At 42.1% G+C, this 20,451-nt stretch carries 20 protein-coding genes, 1 pseudogene and 1 riboswitch; of the genes and pseudogenes, 10 read left to right on the forward strand and 11 right to left on the reverse strand.

Features of this window, described 5'->3' with window-relative positions:
• Positions 1 to 169: 169 nt before the first annotated feature.
• Together B9L23_RS03450 and ybaK are read left to right on the forward strand one after the other, a co-directional pair.
• Positions 170 to 1,564, forward strand: a complete 1,395-nt coding sequence (locus tag B9L23_RS03450; protein ID WP_012749278.1) for an acetaldehyde dehydrogenase (acetylating) — start codon at positions 170 to 172, stop codon at positions 1,562 to 1,564.
• 260 nt (positions 1,565 to 1,824) lie between these two features.
• Positions 1,825 to 2,301 (forward strand): Cys-tRNA(Pro) deacylase, encoded by a 477-nt coding sequence (ybaK, locus tag B9L23_RS03455; protein WP_012749287.1) that lies wholly within the window; start codon positions 1,825 to 1,827, stop codon positions 2,299 to 2,301.
• Positions 2,302 to 2,538: 237 nt separating this feature from the next.
• Here the strand turns inward: ybaK and cdr are convergent, their stop codons facing one another.
• Entirely contained in the window at positions 2,539 to 4,191 is a 1,653-nt protein-coding gene (gene cdr, locus B9L23_RS03460; RefSeq protein ID WP_089096884.1) for a CoA-disulfide reductase, read from the reverse strand.
• Positions 4,192 to 4,669: 478 nt separating this feature from the next.
• Between cdr and B9L23_RS03465 the strand changes: the two are divergent.
• Positions 4,670 to 4,858: pseudogene (locus B9L23_RS03465) on the forward strand (VOC family protein); the annotation flags it as partial.
• 92 nt (positions 4,859 to 4,950) lie between these two features.
• Here the strand turns inward: B9L23_RS03465 and B9L23_RS03470 are convergent.
• Positions 4,951 to 5,502 (reverse strand): glutathione peroxidase, encoded by a 552-nt coding sequence (locus B9L23_RS03470; protein ID WP_062753989.1) that lies wholly within the window; start codon positions 5,500 to 5,502, stop codon positions 4,951 to 4,953.
• A gap of 236 nt (positions 5,503 to 5,738) precedes the next feature.
• On the opposite strand from B9L23_RS03470, the gene B9L23_RS03475 reads away from it, so the two are divergent.
• Positions 5,739 to 6,179, forward strand: a complete 441-nt coding sequence (locus tag B9L23_RS03475) for an Rrf2 family transcriptional regulator (RefSeq protein ID WP_089096885.1) — start codon at positions 5,739 to 5,741, stop codon at positions 6,177 to 6,179.
• A gap of 108 nt (positions 6,180 to 6,287) precedes the next feature.
• Positions 6,288 to 7,145 (forward strand): VOC family protein, encoded by an 858-nt coding sequence (locus B9L23_RS03480; protein WP_062753985.1) that lies wholly within the window; start codon positions 6,288 to 6,290, stop codon positions 7,143 to 7,145.
• A gap of 63 nt (positions 7,146 to 7,208) precedes the next feature.
• On the opposite strand, the gene B9L23_RS03485 is transcribed toward B9L23_RS03480, so the two are convergent.
• The gene (locus B9L23_RS03485; protein WP_089096886.1) at positions 7,209 to 7,688 is read right to left on the reverse strand and encodes a DUF6141 family protein; all 480 of its coding nucleotides are present in this window, start codon (positions 7,686 to 7,688) and stop codon (positions 7,209 to 7,211) included.
• A gap of 401 nt (positions 7,689 to 8,089) precedes the next feature.
• Here B9L23_RS03485 and B9L23_RS03490 point away from each other — a divergent pair, with 401 nt between their 5' ends.
• The 3 genes from B9L23_RS03490 to B9L23_RS20275 all read left to right on the forward strand — a co-directional run bounded on the left by B9L23_RS03490 (position 8,090) and on the right by B9L23_RS20275 (position 10,631).
• Positions 8,090 to 9,658 (forward strand): IS200/IS605 family accessory protein TnpB-related protein, encoded by a 1,569-nt coding sequence (locus B9L23_RS03490; RefSeq protein WP_089096887.1) that lies wholly within the window; start codon positions 8,090 to 8,092, stop codon positions 9,656 to 9,658.
• A 288-nt stretch (positions 9,659 to 9,946) separates the two neighbouring features.
• Positions 9,947 to 10,267, forward strand: a complete 321-nt coding sequence (locus B9L23_RS03495; protein ID WP_081188673.1) for a DMT family transporter — start codon at positions 9,947 to 9,949, stop codon at positions 10,265 to 10,267.
• Positions 10,268 to 10,460: 193 nt separating this feature from the next.
• Entirely contained in the window at positions 10,461 to 10,631 is a 171-nt protein-coding gene (locus B9L23_RS20275) for a hypothetical protein (protein ID WP_169712515.1), read from the forward strand.
• Between the two features lie 129 nt (positions 10,632 to 10,760).
• Here the strand turns inward: B9L23_RS20275 and B9L23_RS20700 are convergent, their stop codons facing one another.
• From B9L23_RS20700 to B9L23_RS03520, 5 genes are all read right to left on the reverse strand, one after another.
• Positions 10,761 to 10,988 (reverse strand): hypothetical protein, encoded by a 228-nt coding sequence (locus tag B9L23_RS20700; protein ID WP_211278792.1) that lies wholly within the window; start codon positions 10,986 to 10,988, stop codon positions 10,761 to 10,763.
• A gap of 236 nt (positions 10,989 to 11,224) precedes the next feature.
• Positions 11,225 to 12,784 (reverse strand): DUF4179 domain-containing protein, encoded by a 1,560-nt coding sequence (locus B9L23_RS03505; RefSeq protein WP_081188671.1) that lies wholly within the window; start codon positions 12,782 to 12,784, stop codon positions 11,225 to 11,227.
• Positions 12,781 to 13,341 carry an RNA polymerase sigma factor gene (locus B9L23_RS03510; RefSeq protein ID WP_012749293.1) on the reverse strand — a complete coding sequence of 187 codons (561 nt, stop codon included), beginning with the start codon at positions 13,339 to 13,341 and terminating at the stop codon, positions 12,781 to 12,783. The genes B9L23_RS03505 and B9L23_RS03510 overlap by 4 nt, the downstream gene beginning before the upstream one ends.
• A 118-nt stretch (positions 13,342 to 13,459) precedes the next feature.
• Positions 13,460 to 13,768: an antibiotic biosynthesis monooxygenase family protein gene (locus tag B9L23_RS03515; protein WP_012749294.1), complete on the reverse strand. Its 309-nt coding sequence runs from the start codon at positions 13,766 to 13,768 to the stop codon at positions 13,460 to 13,462.
• 12 nt (positions 13,769 to 13,780) lie between these two features.
• Complete coding sequence (locus B9L23_RS03520; protein WP_089096888.1) at positions 13,781 to 14,671, reverse strand: DMT family transporter; 891 nt, start codon at positions 14,669 to 14,671, stop codon at positions 13,781 to 13,783.
• A gap of 378 nt (positions 14,672 to 15,049) precedes the next feature.
• Between B9L23_RS03520 and B9L23_RS03525 the strand changes: the two genes are divergently transcribed.
• Positions 15,050 to 15,322, forward strand: coding sequence for a YkvA family protein (locus B9L23_RS03525; RefSeq protein ID WP_089096889.1), 273 nt, complete (start codon positions 15,050 to 15,052; stop codon positions 15,320 to 15,322).
• 18 nt (positions 15,323 to 15,340) lie between these two features.
• Positions 15,341 to 16,030, forward strand: a complete 690-nt coding sequence (locus tag B9L23_RS03530) for a TerC family protein (protein ID WP_089096890.1) — start codon at positions 15,341 to 15,343, stop codon at positions 16,028 to 16,030.
• Positions 16,031 to 16,044: 14 nt separating this feature from the next.
• Here the strand turns inward: B9L23_RS03530 and B9L23_RS03535 are convergent, their stop codons facing one another.
• The 3 genes from B9L23_RS03535 to B9L23_RS03545 all read right to left on the reverse strand — a co-directional run bounded on the left by B9L23_RS03535 (position 16,045) and on the right by B9L23_RS03545 (position 20,325).
• Positions 16,045 to 17,085 (reverse strand): ribonucleotide-diphosphate reductase subunit beta, encoded by a 1,041-nt coding sequence (locus B9L23_RS03535; protein ID WP_062679173.1) that lies wholly within the window; start codon positions 17,083 to 17,085, stop codon positions 16,045 to 16,047.
• A gap of 19 nt (positions 17,086 to 17,104) precedes the next feature.
• A complete protein-coding gene (locus B9L23_RS03540; protein WP_089096891.1) occupies positions 17,105 to 19,390 on the reverse strand; it encodes a ribonucleoside-diphosphate reductase subunit alpha in 2,286 nt (761 codons plus the stop codon).
• Positions 19,391 to 19,514: 124 nt separating this feature from the next.
• Positions 19,515 to 19,712, reverse strand: a riboswitch (cobalamin riboswitch).
• A 151-nt stretch (positions 19,713 to 19,863) separates the two neighbouring features.
• Positions 19,864 to 20,325, reverse strand: coding sequence for a hypothetical protein (locus B9L23_RS03545; protein ID WP_089097468.1), 462 nt, complete (start codon positions 20,323 to 20,325; stop codon positions 19,864 to 19,866).
• Positions 20,326 to 20,451 lie beyond the last annotated feature (126 nt).

Here is a 20,451-nt window from a genome sequence, read left to right on the forward strand (position 1 = left end):
ATGAAAGGCGGGTGCTATTGAACGCCAAGTGATTGCCACTTAGAGGAGGTGATGGCGGAAGCAAAAGATAACGTTGCTGCTCACACGAGCAATATTGACATGACAAAATTATTCTACCGGTTATAGGAAATTATAAAAAATAAAAATCATTAAAGGAGAGGGATTAAAAGTGTTACGTGATATTGATTTGCAATCCATCCAAGAAGTAAGAAATTACCTTGAAGAAGCTCAAGCAGCGCAAAAAATTCTTGCAAAAATGACACAAGAAGAGATTGATAAAATTGTTGAAAGCATGGCAAATGCGGCAAGAGAAGAAGCGGCACGCTTAGCGGCTATGGCAGTAGAAGAAACTGGTTTTGGTAATGTTGCAGATAAAACGACGAAAAACCTTTTCGCGGCGAATGACGTTTACAACTCTATCAAAGATGTGAAAACTGTCGGGGTTATTCGTCGAGATGAAGAAAATCGCGTATGGGAAGTTGCTCAACCTGTAGGAATCGTTGCAGGAATCGTCCCATCCACAAACCCAACTTCAACAGTTATTTTTAAATCATTGATCGCAGTTAAAGCAGGAAATGCTATTATTTTCAGCCCACACCCAGCAGCTGCAAAATGTACAGTAGAGGCTGCAAGAATCATGCAAGAAGCGGCAGAGCGCGCTGGAGCTCCAAAAGGCTTGATTTCTTGCATCACACAACCAACAATGGCTGCAACAAACGAGTTAATGAAGCATAAATTAACCGATGTCATTTTAGCAACTGGCGGTCCTGGCTTGGTGAAAGCAGCTTACAGCTCTGGAAAGCCTGCATATGGCGTAGGACCTGGTAACGTACCAGTCTATATCCATGAAAGTGCAAATATCGCAAAAGCTGTTGAACTAATCATCCAAAGTAAAACTTTTGACAATGGAACAATTTGTGCTTCTGAACAAGCTCTTTTAGTTGATGAATCTATTAAAGAAAAAGTTGTTGCTGAATTAAAACAACAAGGCGCTTACTTCTTGAATGAAGAGGAAAAACAAAAAGTAGCTTCTATCATCATGGTAAACGGTTCGTTAAATGCGAAGATCGTTGGAAAAACGCCTCAAGTAATTGCGGAAATGGCTGGTATTGAAGTTCCTGCTGACGTGAAAGTGCTTGTAGCGGAAGAAACAGGAGTGGGTAAAGAATATCCATTCTCAATCGAAAAGTTGTCTCCAATTCTAGCATTCTATACTGTAAAAGGTATGGAAGAAGCAAGCGAGCTTGCACTAAAACTGCTTGAAGTGGGCGGACTCGGTCACACAGTTGGAATTCACGCTGAAGACGAAAAAGTGATCGAAGCGTACACAATCGATAAACCAGCATCTCGTATTATTGTAAATTCTGGTACAACATTTGGTGGAATTGGTGCTACAGTGAATTTAATGCCATCCTTGACACTTGGATGCGGTGCAATCGGCAACAACGTTACATCTGACAACGTTACAGTAACTCATTTGTTCAACATTAAACGTGTTGCATTTGGAGTTCGCGAGATGCCAAAAAAAGATGAGGCACAAAAAGAAGCTGCATTAACGAAATAATAAATCAGGAAAGTATATATAACAAACCCAGTGATAAACTGGGTTTGTTATATTTTTTTGGCCAATTGTTACTTCTATAGAGTGGATTGTAAAAAAGTTGAAATTGCCGGGCAGCTAACCATCGCGGGAGAATGTGATGAACGTTGAATCGGAATGATTTAATGTTTCATGTTGCAAAGTGGAAATTGGGATATTTATTGTAGTATCATGTGTGTTGATTATCCAGCATTTACTGTTGAAACGAACTGGAGGGAAGAAAAATGGCGACAGAAAAAACCAACGCGATGCGTGTTCTTGATAAAAAAATGATTCCTTACAATGTCTTTACCTACGACAGTCAGGATGGAAGAATTGACGGCATATCGGTTGCTCAAAAAATAGGGAAAGACCCTCAATTGGTATATAAAACATTAGTAACACAGGGGAAGAGCGGAAACGTTTATGTGTTTGTCATCCCGGTAGAATCGGAACTCGATTTGAAAAAAGCTGCGCAAATAACGGGAGAGAAAAATGTCGCATTGGCGCCGATGAAAGATATCGAAAAATTGACTGGCTATATTCGTGGAGGGTGTTCACCGATAGGGATGATAAAACATTATCCGACCTTTATCGATTCCAGTGCTTGTCAATTTGAGCATATCATCGTTAGCGGCGGAAAAATTGGTTTGTTAATTGAACTAAGCGTGGAAGATTTACAAAGCATAACAGAAGCTACGTTTCATGAAGTGGTAAAATAAACGCCAAAAACTACTGATCGTTTCCCTTTTTTCCCGAAAAGCCTCCTTTCTCTAAACGAAGGGAAGGGCAAGATGATCAGCGGTTTTTTTGTATAAAAACAAATATGTGTTCTATACAAGAATTTTTCTATGCCAAAACTTCTTTGCTGGAGATAATAAGAAACTCCCACCTTTTCATGGAATGAAGGTGGGATTGGTTCATTATTTTTCTATGACTTTCGGCGGCATATTTTGAACTTAGTGTTTTGCACCAAATACGGAGGAATACAATTTATAGCCGCCATCTAAATTTTTCGCGCGGAAACCGTTGTCGTGCAAAATTCGTGTTGCTAAATATCCACGCAAGCCGACTTGACATGTTACGTAAATGGTTTTGTCTTTCGGAAGTTCCGCTAAACGTTCGCGCAGTTCATCAAGCGGAATATTGATAGCACCAGGAATCGTTCCACATGCGACTTCTTTTGGTGTACGAACGTCAATGAGCGTGCCTCCGTTTGCGATGATTTCATCAATTTCATGCCATTGTACGGTTTCCACCATTCCATCGAGAATATTCGAAGCAACGTAACCGGCCATATTCACTGGATCTTTCGCGGAAGAAAACGGCGGTGCGTAAGCAAGCTCTAAATCCGGTAAATCACGAACCGTTAAGCCGCCTTTAATAGCGGTTGCGATGACGTCGATACGTTTGTCGACGCCGTCTTTTCCAACGGCTTGCGCACCATAAATTTTGCCTGTTTCTTTGTCAAAAATCAGTTTCAATGTCATTTGTGTTGCATTTGGATAATAGCCCGCATGGCTCATTGGATGAACATGGACAACTTCATATGGGATGCCGAGTTGTTTTAAGGTTTTTTCATTATTTCCTGTTGCTGCGACGGTTAATTCGAAAATTTTCACGATCGCAGTTCCTAATGTGCCATTGTATTTCACATCGAGCCCATGAATATGATCCGCTACCAAGCGGCCTTGGCGGTTCGCCGGCCATGCAAGAGGGACAAATGTCTCAAAACCATGAATGTAGTTTTTTACTTCGATAGCGTCGCCGATGGCGTAAATGTTCGGATCGGATGTTTGCAAATATTCATTGACTTTGATAGTGCCGCGCACCCCAAGTTCAAGTCCGGCATTTTTCGCTAATTGACTTTCTGGCTGTACCCCGATGGCCAAAATAATCATATCGGTTTCAAGCGTGCGGCCGCTATTTAGAACAATACGTCGGCCGTTGTCTTCGAAAGCTTTCACGCCATCTTCCAAAATCAAATTTACGCCATTTTCACGCATATGCGCGTGAACAATCGATGCCATCTCGTAGTCAATCGGTGCCAACACTTGATTTGCCATTTCCACAAGCGTTACGTTCACTCCGCGCTTGACTAAGTTTTCTGCCACCTCGACACCGATAAACCCTCCGCCAATGACTACGGCGCTCTTTGGTTTTTCGTGATCAACGTACGCTTTTATTTTATCTGTATCAGATAGATTACGAAGCGTAAATAACGCGTTGGCTTCATGAATTCCAGGAATTGGAGGTATCATCGGCTTTGCGCCAGGTGACAAAATTAATGTATCATATGTTTCTTCGTATTCCTCGCCAGTGCGGATATTTTTTACTGTAACAGTTTTACGGTCACGATGAATCGCTGTGACTTCGCTTAAATTGCGAACATCAATGCGAAAACGCTTCGCCATTCCTTCAACCGTTTGGACTAATAGTTTGTTTCTATCCGTAATGACTTCGCCGATATAATACGGCAGGCCGCAGTTAGCAAACGAAATGTATTCGCCTCTCTCAAACATAATAATTTGGTATTTTTCGCTTAACCGGCGCAATCGGGCCGCTGCGGTGGCTCCCCCTGCTACACCGCCGACAATTACAATTTTTCGCATGAAGATTCCCCTCCATTATATAGATTACGAAGTTGCATTTATTGACTAATTATTGCAAGCATGAAAGATCCTATCTGTTCGTATTGAATGTTCTTTAATAATATACCCTATACGGTATATTAAAGGTGATTATTACTTTTGTCAATGATGTTCACATTTATTTCATAGTTAATACCGAAGATTACGAACGTATGTTTATGGAAGGTGGGGATGGAGATGGCCACAGAGGCTGTTTCAGAGAGGGGAGTAATGAGCTTGAAGAGTATATTCATTTTTACAATCACAGCCATTCCAAGAAAAGCGGAACGGCCTTTCCTCGGTTGAATGCAGTTTAATATACTCTTTTTTCATCGTCTACTTGACGGGGTATGTGTGCTTTTACAAGATGAGTAAATAAAAATATGATACATTACAAATGGACAAGTTAAAAGATATTTATCGAGGGAGGAAACTTGATGATTAAACGGATTGCAACTGAAAATCGATGATGAAAGACTGGAATGAAAGAAAGCCGTCTATTGTGTTTGAGTGCGATGATGTGCTAGGCACATATGAAACGATGAAAGCTAAAGGTGTGGAATTTTTAGGAGAACCGCAAAAAATGCAATGGGGCACATTTGTGCAATTTAAGGACATCGATGGAAATGAATTTGTCCTAAAAGGATAAAGAAACCGTTTCGAGAAACGGTTCTACCTCAAAAGGTTGCTGAAGCTTCAGCAACCTTTATCATTTTACTTGATAAAGCTGGACAGGTCTTTTTAAGAAGTGACAAGTGTTTCTATATCTTTTTCAAAATCGATCGGTTCTTCGGTTGGTTCATATCTGCGAATCACTTTTCCATCTCGGTTAATAAGAAATTTAGTGAAGTTCCATTTAATCTCGTCACCAACTAACCATTCTGGGTTTTTCTCCATAATCATCAGTTTAAGAATTTTTCCGCTCGCACTTGTTTCATCAAATCCTTTAAAAGGGGCTTCTTTCTTTAAATATTGAAATAACGGGTGGGCATTATTACCGTTCACTTCAATTTTTTCGAAAATCGGAAACGTTACACCGTAATTTCGCTGGCAGAAGGCAACGGCATCTTGATTGCTTCCCGGTTCTTGTTCACCAAACTGATTGCACGGAAAACCGAGAATTTCAAATCCGTACTTCTGATATTTCGCATACAACTTCTGTAAATCTTGAAACTGAGGCGTAAATCTGCAATGGCTCGCTGTATTAACAATTAGCAACACTTTTCCTTTGTAGTCAGATAAGGAAACCGTTTCTCCGTCCGCGTTTTTCACTTCATAGTCGTAAATGGACATAAAATCCTCTCTCCTTTTTACACCTTTTTATAATTAATATATTTTTATATTAATTATTATTTAATAAATTAAATAAAATTGTAAAATTATTTGCCTTTGTTTACTTTCTTTTTTGAAAACGTATAGCTTAAATAGTTTCAAACAAATCATATACATTTCTTTCTTAATTGAATGGATAGTTGAACTTGATTTTTATTATTGTTGTAACTACAATGGTTACATAAAGGAGGCAACTTATGAAAATCAGCAGTCGTTTTACTATGGCAGTCCACATTTTGTCATTGTTAGCGTTAGAAAAAAATACTCTTTGTACTTCAGAATGGATTGCGAAAAGTATCAACACGAATCCGGTCGTTGTGCGCAGAATCATTGGTAAACTAAAAAAAGCTGGTTTAGTGAATGTACGTCCAGGGACTGGTGGAGCATATCTTTTAAAAGATATAGAAGAGATTACTTTGCTTGATATCTATCGAGCTGTAGAAGTCGTTGAAGAAGGAGAGCTTTTCCAATTTCACGAGCATCCTAATCCTCATTGTCCAGTAGGGGCAAACATTCAAGCTGTTCTTGAAGTCATTTTGCTGCGTGCGCAAACGGCAATGGAAAAAGTATTAGAAGAGATTCGCTTAAAAGATTTAGTCACCAATTTAGCACAAAAAATCGAGGAAGGTCATCAATAATTTTTTAAACTTGTTGTAACTAAAATTGTTACAACGAACATGATTGAAAACCCACGCTTTAACCCGGATGAGGTTTACCGTTGGTTATTAAAGATGGAGGTTATTATGATGAGAGATATTATTCATCCAAAAACAATGATCGGACACGTTCATCTTATCGTATCCAATTTGGAGCGTTCACTTCGTTTCTACACAGAAATCATCGGATTTCGCCTATTAAAGCAAAATCAACACGAAGCGGCATTAACTGCGGATGGAGTTACTCCGTTAGTGGTGCTCGAGGAAAAAGCGGATGCGGTGCCGAAGCCGCCTCGGACAACGGGGCTTTATCATTTCGCGATTTTAGTTCCGGACAGAAAGAGTCTCGCCGAGGCGCTGCTCCATTTATTACAGACCGGCTATCCGCTGCAGGGAGCGTCCGATCATTTGTTCAGCGAGGCGATCTATTTGGCTGATCCGGACGGAAACGGCATCGAAATATACGCCGACCGCCCGATGGAAAAGTGGGAGAAGACGGCAAATGGAGAATATAAAGCGGTAACGGAGCCGTTAGATGTGAACAATTTGCTGGCGCAAGCGGGAACGGAAGCGTGGTCGGGGCTTCCAATGCATACGCGGATTGGCCATATTCATCTCCACGTCGCCCACATCGAAGAAGCTTATGCTTTTTATGTGCAAGGATTAGGCTTTGAACCGACGACACGTATGGGAACGCACGCGTTATTCGTTTCCGCGGGCGGCTATCACCACCATATCGGTCTGAACACATGGGCTGGAGTCGGGGCGCCAAAACCGCCAGTGAACGCCGTTGGATTGCGCGTATTTTCGATTGTGCTGCCAAATGAAGCGGAAAGAGAAAAAGTGGTGGAACGGCTCCAACATATCGGTGCATCGGTGCGGCGAAGCGAAAATAGCATATTGACAAGCGATCCGTCTGGCAACGAAATCGAGCTGATCATTCAGTAATAGTTTTATGCGCTTTTTCTATGAAGGCAGATTGGATGACATACAAAAGAGAGTGTTCACCTGTTAGCGGTACAGACACTCTCTTTGTATATATTTCGCAAGTTCTTCCGGTTTTTGCGAGCCGAGGTACAAACAGTCTCCGTCCGTCAGCTCGATCCATATTCCCTTTTTTCCTTTCATCGTGTAAGCACGGCCTTTTTTCAAGCTCCAGCGGATTCCCCAGCCGCCGTAGGACATAGGATGGTAAGGCTGAACTTGGACGTTTTTAATTTGTTGATACGGAATAACGCGAGATCGAAATGGGAAAAAACGAATGACAAGCCCTTCTTTTTCCGTTTTTGTGACTAGTTTCATCGACAAAAAGAAGAGGGGAAAACAGATGCCGAACAACAGAAACAAGCCCCACATTTCCGTATCGCTTGCCGGCTTCGAGCCAAATGGGATTCCAAATATGATTTGCTGGATAAATCCGTACCATATAACAGCGGCGACGATAAGGACAAGCGCGTTCGCATACCAAGGCAGACGCTGCACTTCGCGCATGGCTATTGCTCCTCCTTTCTTGTCTCCTCCTTAATTATCATATTCTTCAAGAACATGAAGAACTCCTTTTATTTGCCGGCAACAATCATAAGTGTTACAATAATGGCGAATAAGGAGATAAAAAGTTTTCTAGGGTTCCGTGGCCACGCGGCGGCCAGTCTGCGACCGAGAGAAAACGCGCGGCATTGCCGCGTACACGGAGGTATAAGCAGTTTGTTAAACATCTATAAATTAAATATCTCCTGTTATTCGGTGTGGAGAGGTGGATGTTCTCCATCTTTTCCATCGTCTCCTGTCTGATGATAAAAAATCATCTCCCCCTTCCTCATGTAAAAAGGAGATGAAGAAGAATTGACGAATATATGTTCTAAAGGATCTAAACATAGGGGGAAGGCAAGGGGATGAAAACGGTTCGGGTGATGAAAATCGTTTCCGATGATGAAACACAACTTCACTCATTAGACGAGTTGATGCGCGTCTTTGGTTCCGCGAAGCGATACGCGTTCAACCGTTTGCTGGAAGGAAGGAACGCCAAAGACATCATCAAGCACCTTCCGCGCCAATTTCAGCTCAACCAACGGTTTGCCGAAGATGCGGTCTTGCTTGCTCAATCGTTGATTTCTTCTCAACGTGAGTTGCTTCCCATGCGCTTAGAGGATGTGCAGGCGAAAATCGAAAAAACCGAAAAGAAAATCGATGAATACCAACATGGAAGAAAAACACCGAAAAAAGTCGATCTTCCAACGTGTTTAGACGGATTACACCGACGATTAGAAAAACTGAAATTCAAAGAAGCCGAGCTAAAGCACCATCTCGATCATGGGACGATTCCACGTGTGATTTTTGGCGGAAAACAGAACTTTTACAAGCGCTTGAAAGGAAACATCACGAACGAAGAATGGAAAGATTTGCGCTCGAATCAGTTGTATGCCAGAGGCGATAAAAGCAAAAAAGGAAATTTAAACATTCGTCTCGTGTATGACGATCACACGTATGAATGTTATGTAGAAATTGCGAATCCACTTGGACAACCAAAAGGAAAACACGCTCCCCGCTTGAGGTTGCCTGTGTCTGTTCCTGAAAAATATGAAGAGGAAATCATCGATCTCGTCATGGGAGAACCAGTCGGAGTGAATGCAAAAGGAAAGCCCATTATCGAATATCGACCATATACCGTTGAAATCAAACGCAAAAACGGGGAATATTATGTCCATCTCGTCTATGAAGAAGAGGTATATGGCAGGGAACTTGCCTATGATGAACCGATTCAAGCGGAACGAATCGCTGGGATTGACATCAACATTGACCGCATCGCTGTAAGCATCGTTTCGAAACAGGGAAACTTTCTTCAATCAAAAGTGTTTTACTGTCATGAACTCGAATATGTGAAAGCGAATAAACGAAACAACATCGTTGGAGAAACAGTAAGAGATGTGTATGACTGGCTGCTTCAAGAGAATGTTGGGGCAGTGGTCATCGAAAACATTCAACTGAGGCAGCGGCACGATACAGACAAACGATTCAATCGCCTCACCCATAATTTTAAAAAGAAAAAGCTGACGGAAGCGATCGTTCGTCGGGGGATGCGGCTTGGGTTTCGCATCAAAAAAGTGAACCCTGCCTATACCAGTGTCATCGGACGTTTTAAGTATATGAAAAAGTATGGGTTATCCGTCCATGAAAGCGCCGCTTTGGTGATTGGCAGAAGGGGATTAGGCTACCATGAACGATTGCCAAAAGAACTCATTGACGCCATCAAAACGAAAGTGAAACGCCATTTGATTGCGGTGTTAGGGTCGATGGAAGAATCCTACAAGCAATCAAAAAGCGGAACGAAACAACGTCAATATATCGCGATGATGTTACGCAAAATCGAGAATTTCAAAGAGGAACATGAATGGTCATTATGGAACATCTTGCACAAATTCTGTTGGCTGAACCAGTACCAAATTCAACTGAAGGAGGTGTAGACCTGGTTGCTAAAATCGTTGTCGTGTACGGACCGATGGAAGGAATGGTGCACGACAGGCGCCGTCGCTGACAGCGATCCACGGGGTGTCTTTCACAGCAGGTGAATGACAAGGGGACTCCCTTCCTGATGGAACTCGGTGAGAATCCGAGCGGCAAGCGGTGTTTCCTGGTTCCATCGCGATGTGTCGATTTTTATAGATTTTAGTAACCAGGGACAAAAGCCCGGGAGGATATCGATTCGATATTTCTTCGCGGCTTTTTTATTTTGCAAACAAGGAGTGATGAACATGGCATGGGTATACTTAGTCATTGCTGGCATTTTTGAAATAGTATGGGCGATCGCTCTAAAATATACGATGGGATTTACGCGGATGGTGCCGTCCATCATTACGTTTTTCGGCGCGCTTGCCAGCTTTTATTTTTTGTCGATAGCGACAAAAACGTTGCCAATCGGAACCGCCTATGCGGTATGGACGGGAATCGGAGTGATGGGTGCGGTTATTATCGGGATGGTATTCTTGAATGAACCGATCAATGCTTCACGCGTAATCTTTTTGCTGCTTATTTTGGTGGGGCTTGTTGGTTTGAAATTGACGTCGGGGCATTAAACGAAAAAGCATGCTTTATGTCTTTTGTGATTACTGTTTTTCTCTGTTATGTCCATGTGCTTTGAGGTGCTTGACCACAGGAATAACAGGGATGCTTCCCATAGCCATCAAGTTAAGAATTTGATCTTTTTTCAGCGCCAAAAACATGGTATCCTTTCTAACGAAAATCATCGTTGGAAAGGATTGTTTTTTGATGGCAAAAAAGATGAAGGCATGGATAAAAACGATTCGTCAACTCTTCTCCTCTGAAGAACTGACCCGTCTGGCACGGAAAGTCGGATTCATTCAGCGGCAGCGTTCATTAACAGCGGAATATTTAAGGGCTGGAAATCCTTATTTGACCTTGACCGTGTCAAAAAGATGAAGAAGGAACGATTCGAATGCCACTTATATGGGACATTGATTGCCATTTTAGTCACGCAGACTCTTCTGTTCCAAGCCCGAAGGTATTGGCATCAACGGGAGGGAATCGAGATCAGTGAATGGAAAGCGCTTAATATCCTCCAATCGTATTGGCATCGGTTTCTTTTGCATCCCCAAGCGATGGAAACCGCCCTTCCATCTCTCCTGTCTCTGTTAAGGAAACACGCGAGGAAAGACCGAAGGAAAGGAGAGGAAACGGTATCGGATCTTTTAAAGAAATTGGGGATATGGTAGTGTGGGTTATGGATATAAATGCCAAATAACCCTCTTCTTGAGGGTTATTTGGCATGCCCAGCATTTGGTTTTCTCTTCATCCTTTGATTGATTTTTCGAACATGCGTATCATCCTAAAAAATTTTATACCGCTAACTTGACGGGTATGGGGATGCTTCCCCCATCCAATTATGTATAAAAAATAAAAAAAGAGAGGATGTTAGTTTTTGAATGAAACTAACTATCCTCAATTCATTATATTCTGCTTATGATGAACCCTGCTTGTTTTCAAGTATTGTACAGGAAAGAGTAGCATTAGCCTTACTTTTCTGAAGGAGACGGAATCGGGACTTTCCAGTTTCCATCTTTATAGAAAACCGTCGCCGTCTTTAAGGTGAGGGTGAGTTGAGTTGGTATTTTCTCGATTCCTTCTATTTCTAACTCTCTTTTCATATGATAAGTCATTGTCTGTTTATCATAGCCTATTATTGATACACGGGAAGTGTCCTTGGTGTTAATAGTGAATATGTTTCCGTGTTCATCACTTAGTTCGAAATGTCCTCCTGCGAGATGAGCTTTTTCCTCTATTTGTAGTATTCCTACTCGTTTTCCGTCTTTGTTTGTTTCTAACCTAAAGTTTTGAATGGTAAATGAATTACCTTTGTAATCAAAGGTAACAGGTTGCTCGTTTAATTTGATTGGATTAAAGGCGATAGATTTATTTGGATACTCTACTCTTTCAATTCCTCGAAAAACAAATGTCAACTTTTCTCCCTTTGGAAGCGGAATGAACGAATGGCGCCAATCCACTTTCTCAATTTGGCGAGGAGAGTATTGGTTGTGTTCGGATAAGACGAACCCTTTCGTACCATTATCACGGCCTTTCGGAAGGGTTGTGGCAACTATGTTTCCTTTGCTGTCAACAATGTCATAAAGCAGTCCGTGATAAGAATAGCCAATACCTTGGATAAAGTATTCTGGGTGACCTTTCATCAATTTTTTCCCTTTTTCCGTCCATCTTGTTTCAAAATTTAAACTTGTTAAAGTAGGAGAGTAAACAACATTTTTTAATGTAATAGCCAATCCTTCAGATGTGACATATTCTTTGTTGATAGGCAGCGTTTTTGTTGCTTTTATGCTTTTCTCAATATTAACTGGAACTTTTAAATTCCATTTGCCTTTGGTTGAACCAATTTTATTGATACTAATGTTAGCGAAAAGTTGCTTAGAATCGGAAGCTGAATGGTTTAACTCAAACATCAGATCAGCGTAAGGATAGTGAGGAAACACACGATTAATGTATTGTGTTACAAATCGTCCTTTTTTTGTTCGATAATTCGTGCTTGTCGATACAATATCACCATCTTTATCTGTAATGTAAAATGTATTTAAGTCTTTCACAAAATATATTGCTCTCCCTGGCCCCCATTCTTCAGATTCGAAAAGAATGGTTGGGTCAATAAATTCACCGTTTTCTTTTTCAAGGCTGTACGTAAGAATAAGACGGTTTGCGTCTGCCATCACTTCTTTTACTTTAAGAGTAATGCCGTTATCGGTAACAGAGGCTTCTGTTGTTTCGGAAAATCCTTCTTTTGCGGCGATTTGCAATCCTTCATCGAGGTCAGGGCGAACAAAAAATGATTTGATATATGCCGCAAAGGTCGGGGAAAGATAAGCGCCCGCTGAGATGCCAATCGTTATTGAAGCAGCGGCAATGGCCAGCCACTTTTTCCATTTTGATTTACGTGGGGGTTTTTGTCTTGACTGCTCTTCCATTCTGTAAGGAAGTTCTTTCGCGAATGTAAAAATGCTTTCTGGAACTTGGATATGATCCAACGATTTTCCAATTTTTCGTTTCCAAAAATCGTCTTGAACATTCATCGAAGTTCCTCCTTCCGCTGTCCTTGATAAGATTGATAAAGCAAATTTCGCGCTTGAAACAGCCGCGATTTCACCGTGCCTTCTTTGATTTGGAGAAGTTCGGCAATTTCGCTGATTTTCATGTTTTGATAGTAATAAAGCACAAGAACAACGCGATATTTCATGTCGAGCTTAAGAATATGCGCCAAAAGTTCCTGCTCCTCTTCTTTACTGACTACTTCATCGACTGGCAGGTGATGAGAGTTCGATAAAAACGGAAGCACATCGCTGATTTCGGTATATTGTCTTTCTTTTCCAAGTTTGCGCGCTAAATCAATAGCCCGATGAGTGACAAGCCGGTAAAACCATGATGAGAAATGGTGAATTTCTTTATTTTCGCTGATCGTGCGATAGGCTTCGAGCAAACTGTTTTGTATGGCATCTTCGGCATCATGGTGTGAGCGCAGTATTGTAAAAGCAAGTCGGTACGCTTTCGCTAGATGCGGGGAAACAAGCAGATAAAAAGCATCTTTGTTTCCTTGTCTGCACTGCGCCAAAAGATGTTGTTCATCATGCATACAACCATCCTTTCTTTTGACAAAGTTTTATCTGCATATAAGGCGAAGTCAGGGAAGAAAAGGTTCAATTTTTTATTATGCATTGAAAAAGACTGCTGACGAAATGCAGCAGTCTGGGTTACTTTTCAAAACCATATTCCCGTTCTACTTTGCACACCCGGACTGAATAGCGCTCGTACCATTGCTGCTTTCCTTTTTCTTGCGCGATTTGGTGCGCCGCGTGCGCTTTCCATTGCTCAATGGCCTCTAAAGAATCCCAATAGGAAACGGTGATGCCGGCGCCGCTTTCATTGCGGACGCTGTCGACGCCAAGAAAACCAGGCTGTTGGGAGGCAAGTTCAACCATTTGTTTCGCCATCGCATTATATCCGTGATCTCCTTTGGTTCGCTCCGAGGTAAAAATTACCGCGTAATATGACTTTTCCATCGTTTTTACTCCTTATCCTTTTATGTACTCTTGTCGCTTCACGGTGATTTTGACATCTGACAAGAGGAAAATGCTTGTTAAAATAATGGCTAGGCCGCCGAGCATGCCAATCGTGATTTTTTCGTGAAGGAAGATCACTCCCCAGATGACACCGAAAACAGGTACAAGAAAGGTAACGCTTAATGTTTTTGTTGGACCGACGCTTGCTAGTAAGTAAAAATAAAATAAGTAAGCGGCCGCCGTGCAAAAAACGGCCAATCCCAATACCGAATACACCACGACTGGCGATACTGGTTTCGTTGGGATATAAAAGACCGTCAACGGAATGAGCACGAAAGCGGCGCCTAGTTGCTGTCCAATCGACAACGATAAGGAAGAAACTCCCGTAAACGCTTTTTTGGCATACACACCGCCACAGCCGTAGGAGAACGCGGCCAAAATCGACAGTAATGCGGAAAAAACGGTCTGCATCGACAGCGGAACAGGACTCCAGCCGACTAGCGCAAACACACCGACAATTCCGAAGCCGATGCCGATCCATTTTTTTGCATAAAGCGGCTCGTGAAGAAACCATTGCGAAACAAGCGCGGTAAACAACGGAGTGGTCGAGTTCAAAATGGCCGCTACGGAAGCAGGTAAATGCAGCGTGGCAGCGGCGATCAGTGTAAACGGAATTGCCGCATTCAGCGCCCCGACGATGAGATATTGCTTCCAATAAGCTTTCAGCTCTATGCTTTTTTTGAACATCCATACATACAATAACAGCACGAGGCCGGCGATAAGCACGCGCAACTCAATTGTAAGCACAGGACCGATGACAGGAGAAGCGATGCGCATAAATAAAAAAGAAGCTCCCCATAAAGCCGCAAGCAGAAAAAGAGCAGAAATTTCTTTGGTATTCATATTCCGTCTCTCCTAATGAATTTTTTCTGAATTATATCATATTTTTTCTATTGGCACAGAAGAGATTGATTGACAAGTCGAGTTTTTTATTGACAACGCATATAATGATTGAATATCATTAAATTGAAAATAATATATGGTTTCTGTGTTAAAGGGGAGTAGCTTTAACAGCAAAGTCGTCAGTTCAGGGTCACACCCTCGGCTTTGTTGGCAACGGTGACGTTGTTAGCGAGACCTTTGCCGATATTGGTAAAGGTCTGTTTTTATGAAGACCTTTACCGATTGGGTAAAGGTCTTTTTTTGTGAAGAAAGGAGGAGGATTGGGGAGAATAAAAAGGAGATTCGAAAAAGATGAAATGCAGTATTTGGGGGGATATAATGAGAAAATTATGGAAACGACTGCGTTTCATTGTAAAAATCCGCCGGTTTATCCCGTTTTTCATCGAATTTTTTCGCTCTCGAGAAGTGCCTATGTTTAAAAAGACGCTTTCCATTGTACTTTTAGCGATCTATATGGTGTTTCCGTTTGACATTATTCCTGATTGGTTGGGACTTTTTGGCATCATTGATGATGTAACCGTACTATTATTTATTCTTCAGCAAATAGTAAAAATGGCTCCTTCACATTCAAAAGATAAATACGGTATTTAAAAAAAGGAGGAATGATCAATGGAATTATTTTCGATGGAATTTCTATCTGCACTTTTATCGATTATCATTATTGATCTTGTACTAGCGGGCGATAATGCGATTGTCATTGGTTTGGCGGCGCGAAACTTGCCGAAGCACCAACAGAAAAAGGCAGTCATTTGGGGAACGGTAGGAGCGGTTGTGATCCGCGCGCTTGCGACCTTGTTTGTCGTATGGCTGTTAAAAGTTCCTGGATTGCTGCTGATTGGCGGTATATTGCTTGTTTGGATCGCTTATAAGCTTCTCATTGAAGAAAAAGGTCATGACGTAGAAGCGGGAGGAAGTTTATGGGAGGCAATCCGCACGATTATTATCGCCGATGCATTAATGGGATTGGATAATGTACTAGCGGTAGCGGGAGCCGCGCACGGAAACTTCTTGTTAGTTATATTAGGGTTATTAATTTCAGTACCTATCATGGTATGGGGAAGTACGTTAATTTTGAAGTGGATCGAACGTTTCCCAATTATTATTACAATCGGAGCGGGAGTGCTTGCATGGACGGCTTCGAAAATGATTGTGGATGAACCGTTTTTAGATCAGTACTTCGCCAATCCGGTTGTAAAATACGGATTTGAAATTCTTGTCATTGCTGGAGTGATTGCCGCTGGCACATTGAAAAAGAAGAAGGGTGAAAACCAATTAGAAACAAAAGCCGCCAACGAATGATTGGCGGCTTTTGCTTATAACTCATCAAATCCGTTATCGATGTTCACTTTTGTATATTGCCTTGATTTTTGTTCGAAAAAGTCTGATTTGCCGAGGTCGACTTCTTCATATGCTTTAATCCAGCGCAATGGATTTGTCCGATAACCGTCAAACGGACGGTCAAATCCAAGCTGATGGGCGCGGACGTTGGCGTAAAACTTAATGTAGGCGCTCAAATCGTGCATATCAATGCCATCGATATCGTTGCCAATGATATAATTGGCCCATTCGATTTCCAGCTCTGCTGCTTTAATGAACGTTTCTCGCACAAATTGAGCAAGTTCCGGTGTATTGTATTCTGGATATTCGTTTAGTACTTCTTTGAAAATTTTTGCAAATAAATCGACATGAATATGTTCGTCTCGATTGATGTAATTAATCATCGTGCTTGTCGCGACCATTTTTTGATTGCGCGCCAAGTTATAAAAGAAGGCAAAGCCGGAGTAGAAGAACAGACCTTCTAAAATAACGTCATACACGATCGATTTTAGCAAGTTTTCAACATTTGGATGTTCAGCAAACTCTTTATAGCCGTTTGTGACGAAGTCGTTTCGCTTTCGCAAAATCGGTTCGTTTCGCCAAAACTCAAACACTTCGTCCTGTTTGCTTTTTGGCACGAGGCTTGAAAGAACATAAGAATATGAATGATTATGAATGACTTCTTGCTGCGCAAGCATAATCATCAGCGCGTTAATGCTCGAATCAGTGATATAATCGGCGACTCTTCCGGCGTAATCCGTTTGAATGCTGTCAAGCAACGCTAAAAGCCCAATGATTTTCAAAAACGCGTCTTGTTCGCGTTCAGTTAAATTCGGAAATTGTTTGACGTCTTGGGACATATTGATCTCAAACGGCGTCCAAAAGTTTGCCAGCATTCGTTTATATTTGGCGTACGCCCAAGGATAGGCGATATCATCCCAATTTAGGACGTTTGAGCTTTTGCCGTTAATGATTCTTGTAGAGCGGTTTGGTGCTTCTGGGTCCATGATGATCCGCTTCGTTAATGGATGTGCCATGTTTTATTCCCCCTTGGCATTAACTTGCGCATGATTCACATTCATCGATCGTGCTGGAAGTAGAACGGACGTAATACGTTGTTTTTAGTCCTGACTTCCATGCGGTGAGATGAAGATCCAACAGCTCTTTTGCTTTGATGGTGTTCAACACGTAAAAATTAAACGAAATCGCTTGGTCGATATGGCGTTGGCGCGCCGCATTTTGCTTAATGCTCCAATGCTGGTCAATATGGTAAGCTGATTTATAGTACCACGTTGTTTCGGCGTTTAAATCGGGCACGGTAACTGGAATTTTGTAATCTTTCTTTTCTTCGGCGTACACTTTTAAAAAGATCGGATCGATACTGGCGGTGCTGCCGGCGATAATCGACGTCGAAGCATTTGGCGCGATCGCCATCACATAGCCGTTGCGCATGCCGTATTTGGTAACTTGTTTTTTCAGCGTGTCCCAGTCGACGTTGTCGTTGCGGCGGTATCCGCGTTTATCAAAATAAGCGCCCGTCTGCCAGTCAGATCCCGGAAACGCTGGATAGCTTCCTTTTTCTTTCGCGAGCTCCATACTCGCTTTGATCGCTAAGTAGGCAATTTTTTCGTACAGCTTGTCCGCGTATTCAACTGCTTCGTCTGATTCCCAGCGAATGCCTTTTAACGCAAGCAAATGATGCCAGCCGAACGTGCCAAGTCCGACGGCGCGATATTTTTGATTGGTGAATTTCGCTTGTAATACCGGGATATTATTTAAATCAATGACGTTATCGAGCATGCGCATTTGGATCGGGATGAGCCGCTCGAGTACATCGTCGGTGACGGCACGGGCAAGATTGATGGAAGACAAATTGCAAACAACGAAATCGCCCGGGATTTTTTCAATGATAATCTTTCCATCTTTCGTATATTGTTTTTCCACGACGGTCGGGCTTTGGTTTTGCGCGATTTCTGTACAAAGGTTGCTGCAGTAAATCATGCCGAGATGCGCGTTCGGGTTTTTCCGGTTCACTTCGTCGCGGTAAAACATAAATGGTGTGCCGGATTCTAACTGGCTGCGCATAATGCTTTTCATTATTTCGATCGCTGGCACTTTTTCTTTCGAAAGGCTCTTTTCTTGAACGCATTGCCAATATTTTTCGCGGAAGCTTCCGCTGCCTTTTTCCTCATCATAAAAGTCTTCCAAACTAAATCCCATCACTTTGCGCACTTCATGGGGGTCAAACAAGTACCAATCGCCGCGTTTTTCTACTTGCTCCATAAATAAATCTGGGATGCAGACGCCCGTAAATAAATCATGTGTTCTCATTCGTTCATCGCCATTATTTAATTTTGCGTCCAAAAAAGCGAAAATGTCTTTATGCCAAACATCCAAATAAACGGAAATCGCACCTTTGCGCTGCCCTAATTGGTCGACGCTGACGGCGGTGTTATTAAGCTGCTTCATCCATGGAATCACTCCGGACGAAACGCCTTTAAACCCCCTGATATCGCTGCCTCGGCTTCTGATTTTGCCGAGATAGACGCCGATTCCGCCGCCGGATTTGGAAAGGTTGGCGATGTCTGTGTTGCTGTCGTAAATGCCTTGCAAGCTGTCATCGACGGTATCGATAAAGCAGCTTGAAAGTTGTCCGTAGCTTTTTCCGGCATTTGCTAACGTTGGCGTGGCGACGGTCATATATAAGTTGCTTAGCGCCCAATACGCTTCTTGAATGAACGTAAACCGGCGATGTTTCGGTTCTTTCGCCATTAACGTCATTGCGATGATAAGGAAGCGCTCCTGCGGCAGTTCGTACAAGTTGCGGTCGTAGTCGCGGGCGAGGTAGCGGTCCGCGAGCGTGCGAAGGCCGATATATGTAAACAACTTATCTTTATCTGGATCAATAAGTTTTCCAAGCTCATTGATTTCTTCTTTTGAGTAATCATCAAGAAGAGAGCGATCGTACACGCCTTTAGAAACAAGCGTTGTAATCAACTCGTACAAGCTGCCGTAGCGTTGTTTTGCGTCATATCCGCGTTGTTTGGCCGCTTCTTTGTATAGCTTTTGCAAATAGATGCGAGCGCAGACAAACGTCCATTCTGGTTCTGTCTCACTAATATAGGAAAGGCCTTCAAGTATTAAGTAATTCGTGATTTGTTCCGCAGAAAGCGCATCTTTGCTTTCGATGATGCGGATGATGCGTTCCATATAGCCGTCAGTCTGTAGATGCGGGTAGTCTTTTGTTATATCGCGGATAAAGGAAATAAGACGTTCGCGAGAAAATGGTTTAGTTTGCCCGTTTTCTGAAGTAATAATGATAGTGTTCGCCTGTAGTCCCATCAGTTTCTCCTCCTTGTTTCCATAAAAAAATCCACTCGGGTCGAGTGGACGAAACGACAGTATAAAAAAGGCAAGAGAAGCCCTTTCCAACCATCGTTTCATCTTCTCGCTCCCCGGAGAACATGAAACGCAAACAAGCAAGGCAGGTCTCCTGACTCGTGCTTCATCCTACTCTGGATCCTTCCCGTATGTGCGCCCGAGCGAGCTTTCACATACAGTGGATGTTCCATTTCGTCCACACATACAGTTGCGGGGGCAGTTCTGGATTCTCACCAGATTCCCTATTAAGTCCGGATGGACACCATTGCTTGCGGTTTTCATACTATATTTAGTTGTGGTTTTAGATATATGACACAATATATAGTGTTTTTGTTGCTGATGGTACAAGCATATAATAAAACGATGGAAAATTCAACTACTTTTTATACAGACATGAAAAAATGAGAAATGCTTTTCAAATAGGAAAGCATTTCTCATTTCCGAGAAGTCTGAAATTTTAGCAACAAAAATTGAAGCAACAATCCAATGCATACCCCTGGAATGACAAAAAGCATCGGAAGCCAAATAGGACCGAAAACGATTTCGAAAATTTTAATATGTGCGGAATACATAAGAGCGATCGTGACGAAATAGGCAGAGAACACATAGGGAAGAAAGGAGTAGGGGGACTGTCCACCTCCCGCATCTTTTACCGCATCCCACATGGCGTAAAAGTATAAACATGGATAGAACATTAACCATTGGAAATCAACGACATCAATCGCTTCTTTGTTGTTCCCTAAAAAGCTTAATCGAATTGCTTCATTGAATCGCGATTGTACGTTAATGAGAAATTCCAACAAAATAAACAAAGTGCCTTTGAAGTATTTTTTATTGAGAAGTTGGCCCAATCCAGGCAATGCAATGCTCCACATTAACTGTTCTATTGCCTTCACGTTTCCTAACCCTTTGCTTTGTGTTGTTTGTTGTTGCAATCGAAAAAAGAAGATATAATCATTGCGCAAAAAACTCATGATTATCTTCTTAATATTACATTTTTAACAAATAAAACTACTTTATAC

The sequence above is a fragment of the Parageobacillus galactosidasius genome (assembly GCF_002217735.1).
In the GTDB taxonomy this organism is placed as follows: Bacteria; Bacillota; Bacilli; order Bacillales; family Anoxybacillaceae; genus Parageobacillus_B; species Parageobacillus_B toebii.

Excerpts from the sequence above, each read along its gene's own strand:
- ybaK (WP_012749287.1), top strand. The coding sequence starts at position 1,825 with ATGGCGACAGAAAAAACCAACGCGATGCGTGTTCTTGATAAAAAAATG.
- cdr (WP_089096884.1), bottom strand. The coding sequence starts at position 4,191 with ATGCGAAAAATTGTAATTGTCGGCGGTGTAGCAGGGGGAGCCACCGCA.
- B9L23_RS03470 (WP_062753989.1), bottom strand. The coding sequence starts at position 5,502 with ATGTCCATTTACGACTATGAAGTGAAAAACGCGGACGGAGAAACGGTT.
- B9L23_RS03475 (WP_089096885.1), top strand. The coding sequence starts at position 5,739 with ATGAAAATCAGCAGTCGTTTTACTATGGCAGTCCACATTTTGTCATTG.
- B9L23_RS03480 (WP_062753985.1), top strand. The coding sequence starts at position 6,288 with ATGAGAGATATTATTCATCCAAAAACAATGATCGGACACGTTCATCTT.
- B9L23_RS03485 (WP_089096886.1), bottom strand. The coding sequence starts at position 7,688 with ATGCGCGAAGTGCAGCGTCTGCCTTGGTATGCGAACGCGCTTGTCCTT.
- B9L23_RS03490 (WP_089096887.1), top strand. The coding sequence starts at position 8,090 with ATGAAAACGGTTCGGGTGATGAAAATCGTTTCCGATGATGAAACACAA.
- B9L23_RS03495 (WP_081188673.1), top strand. The coding sequence starts at position 9,947 with ATGGCATGGGTATACTTAGTCATTGCTGGCATTTTTGAAATAGTATGG.
- B9L23_RS20275 (WP_169712515.1), top strand. The coding sequence starts at position 10,461 with ATGGCAAAAAAGATGAAGGCATGGATAAAAACGATTCGTCAACTCTTC.
- B9L23_RS20700 (WP_211278792.1), bottom strand. The coding sequence starts at position 10,988 with ATGCTGGGCATGCCAAATAACCCTCAAGAAGAGGGTTATTTGGCATTT.
- B9L23_RS03505 (WP_081188671.1), bottom strand. The coding sequence starts at position 12,784 with ATGAATGTTCAAGACGATTTTTGGAAACGAAAAATTGGAAAATCGTTG.
- B9L23_RS03510 (WP_012749293.1), bottom strand. The coding sequence starts at position 13,341 with ATGCATGATGAACAACATCTTTTGGCGCAGTGCAGACAAGGAAACAAA.
- B9L23_RS03515 (WP_012749294.1), bottom strand. The coding sequence starts at position 13,768 with ATGGAAAAGTCATATTACGCGGTAATTTTTACCTCGGAGCGAACCAAA.
- B9L23_RS03520 (WP_089096888.1), bottom strand. The coding sequence starts at position 14,671 with ATGAATACCAAAGAAATTTCTGCTCTTTTTCTGCTTGCGGCTTTATGG.
- B9L23_RS03525 (WP_089096889.1), top strand. The coding sequence starts at position 15,050 with ATGAGAAAATTATGGAAACGACTGCGTTTCATTGTAAAAATCCGCCGG.
- B9L23_RS03530 (WP_089096890.1), top strand. The coding sequence starts at position 15,341 with ATGGAATTATTTTCGATGGAATTTCTATCTGCACTTTTATCGATTATC.
- B9L23_RS03535 (WP_062679173.1), bottom strand. The coding sequence starts at position 17,085 with ATGGCACATCCATTAACGAAGCGGATCATCATGGACCCAGAAGCACCA.
- B9L23_RS03540 (WP_089096891.1), bottom strand. The coding sequence starts at position 19,390 with ATGGGACTACAGGCGAACACTATCATTATTACTTCAGAAAACGGGCAA.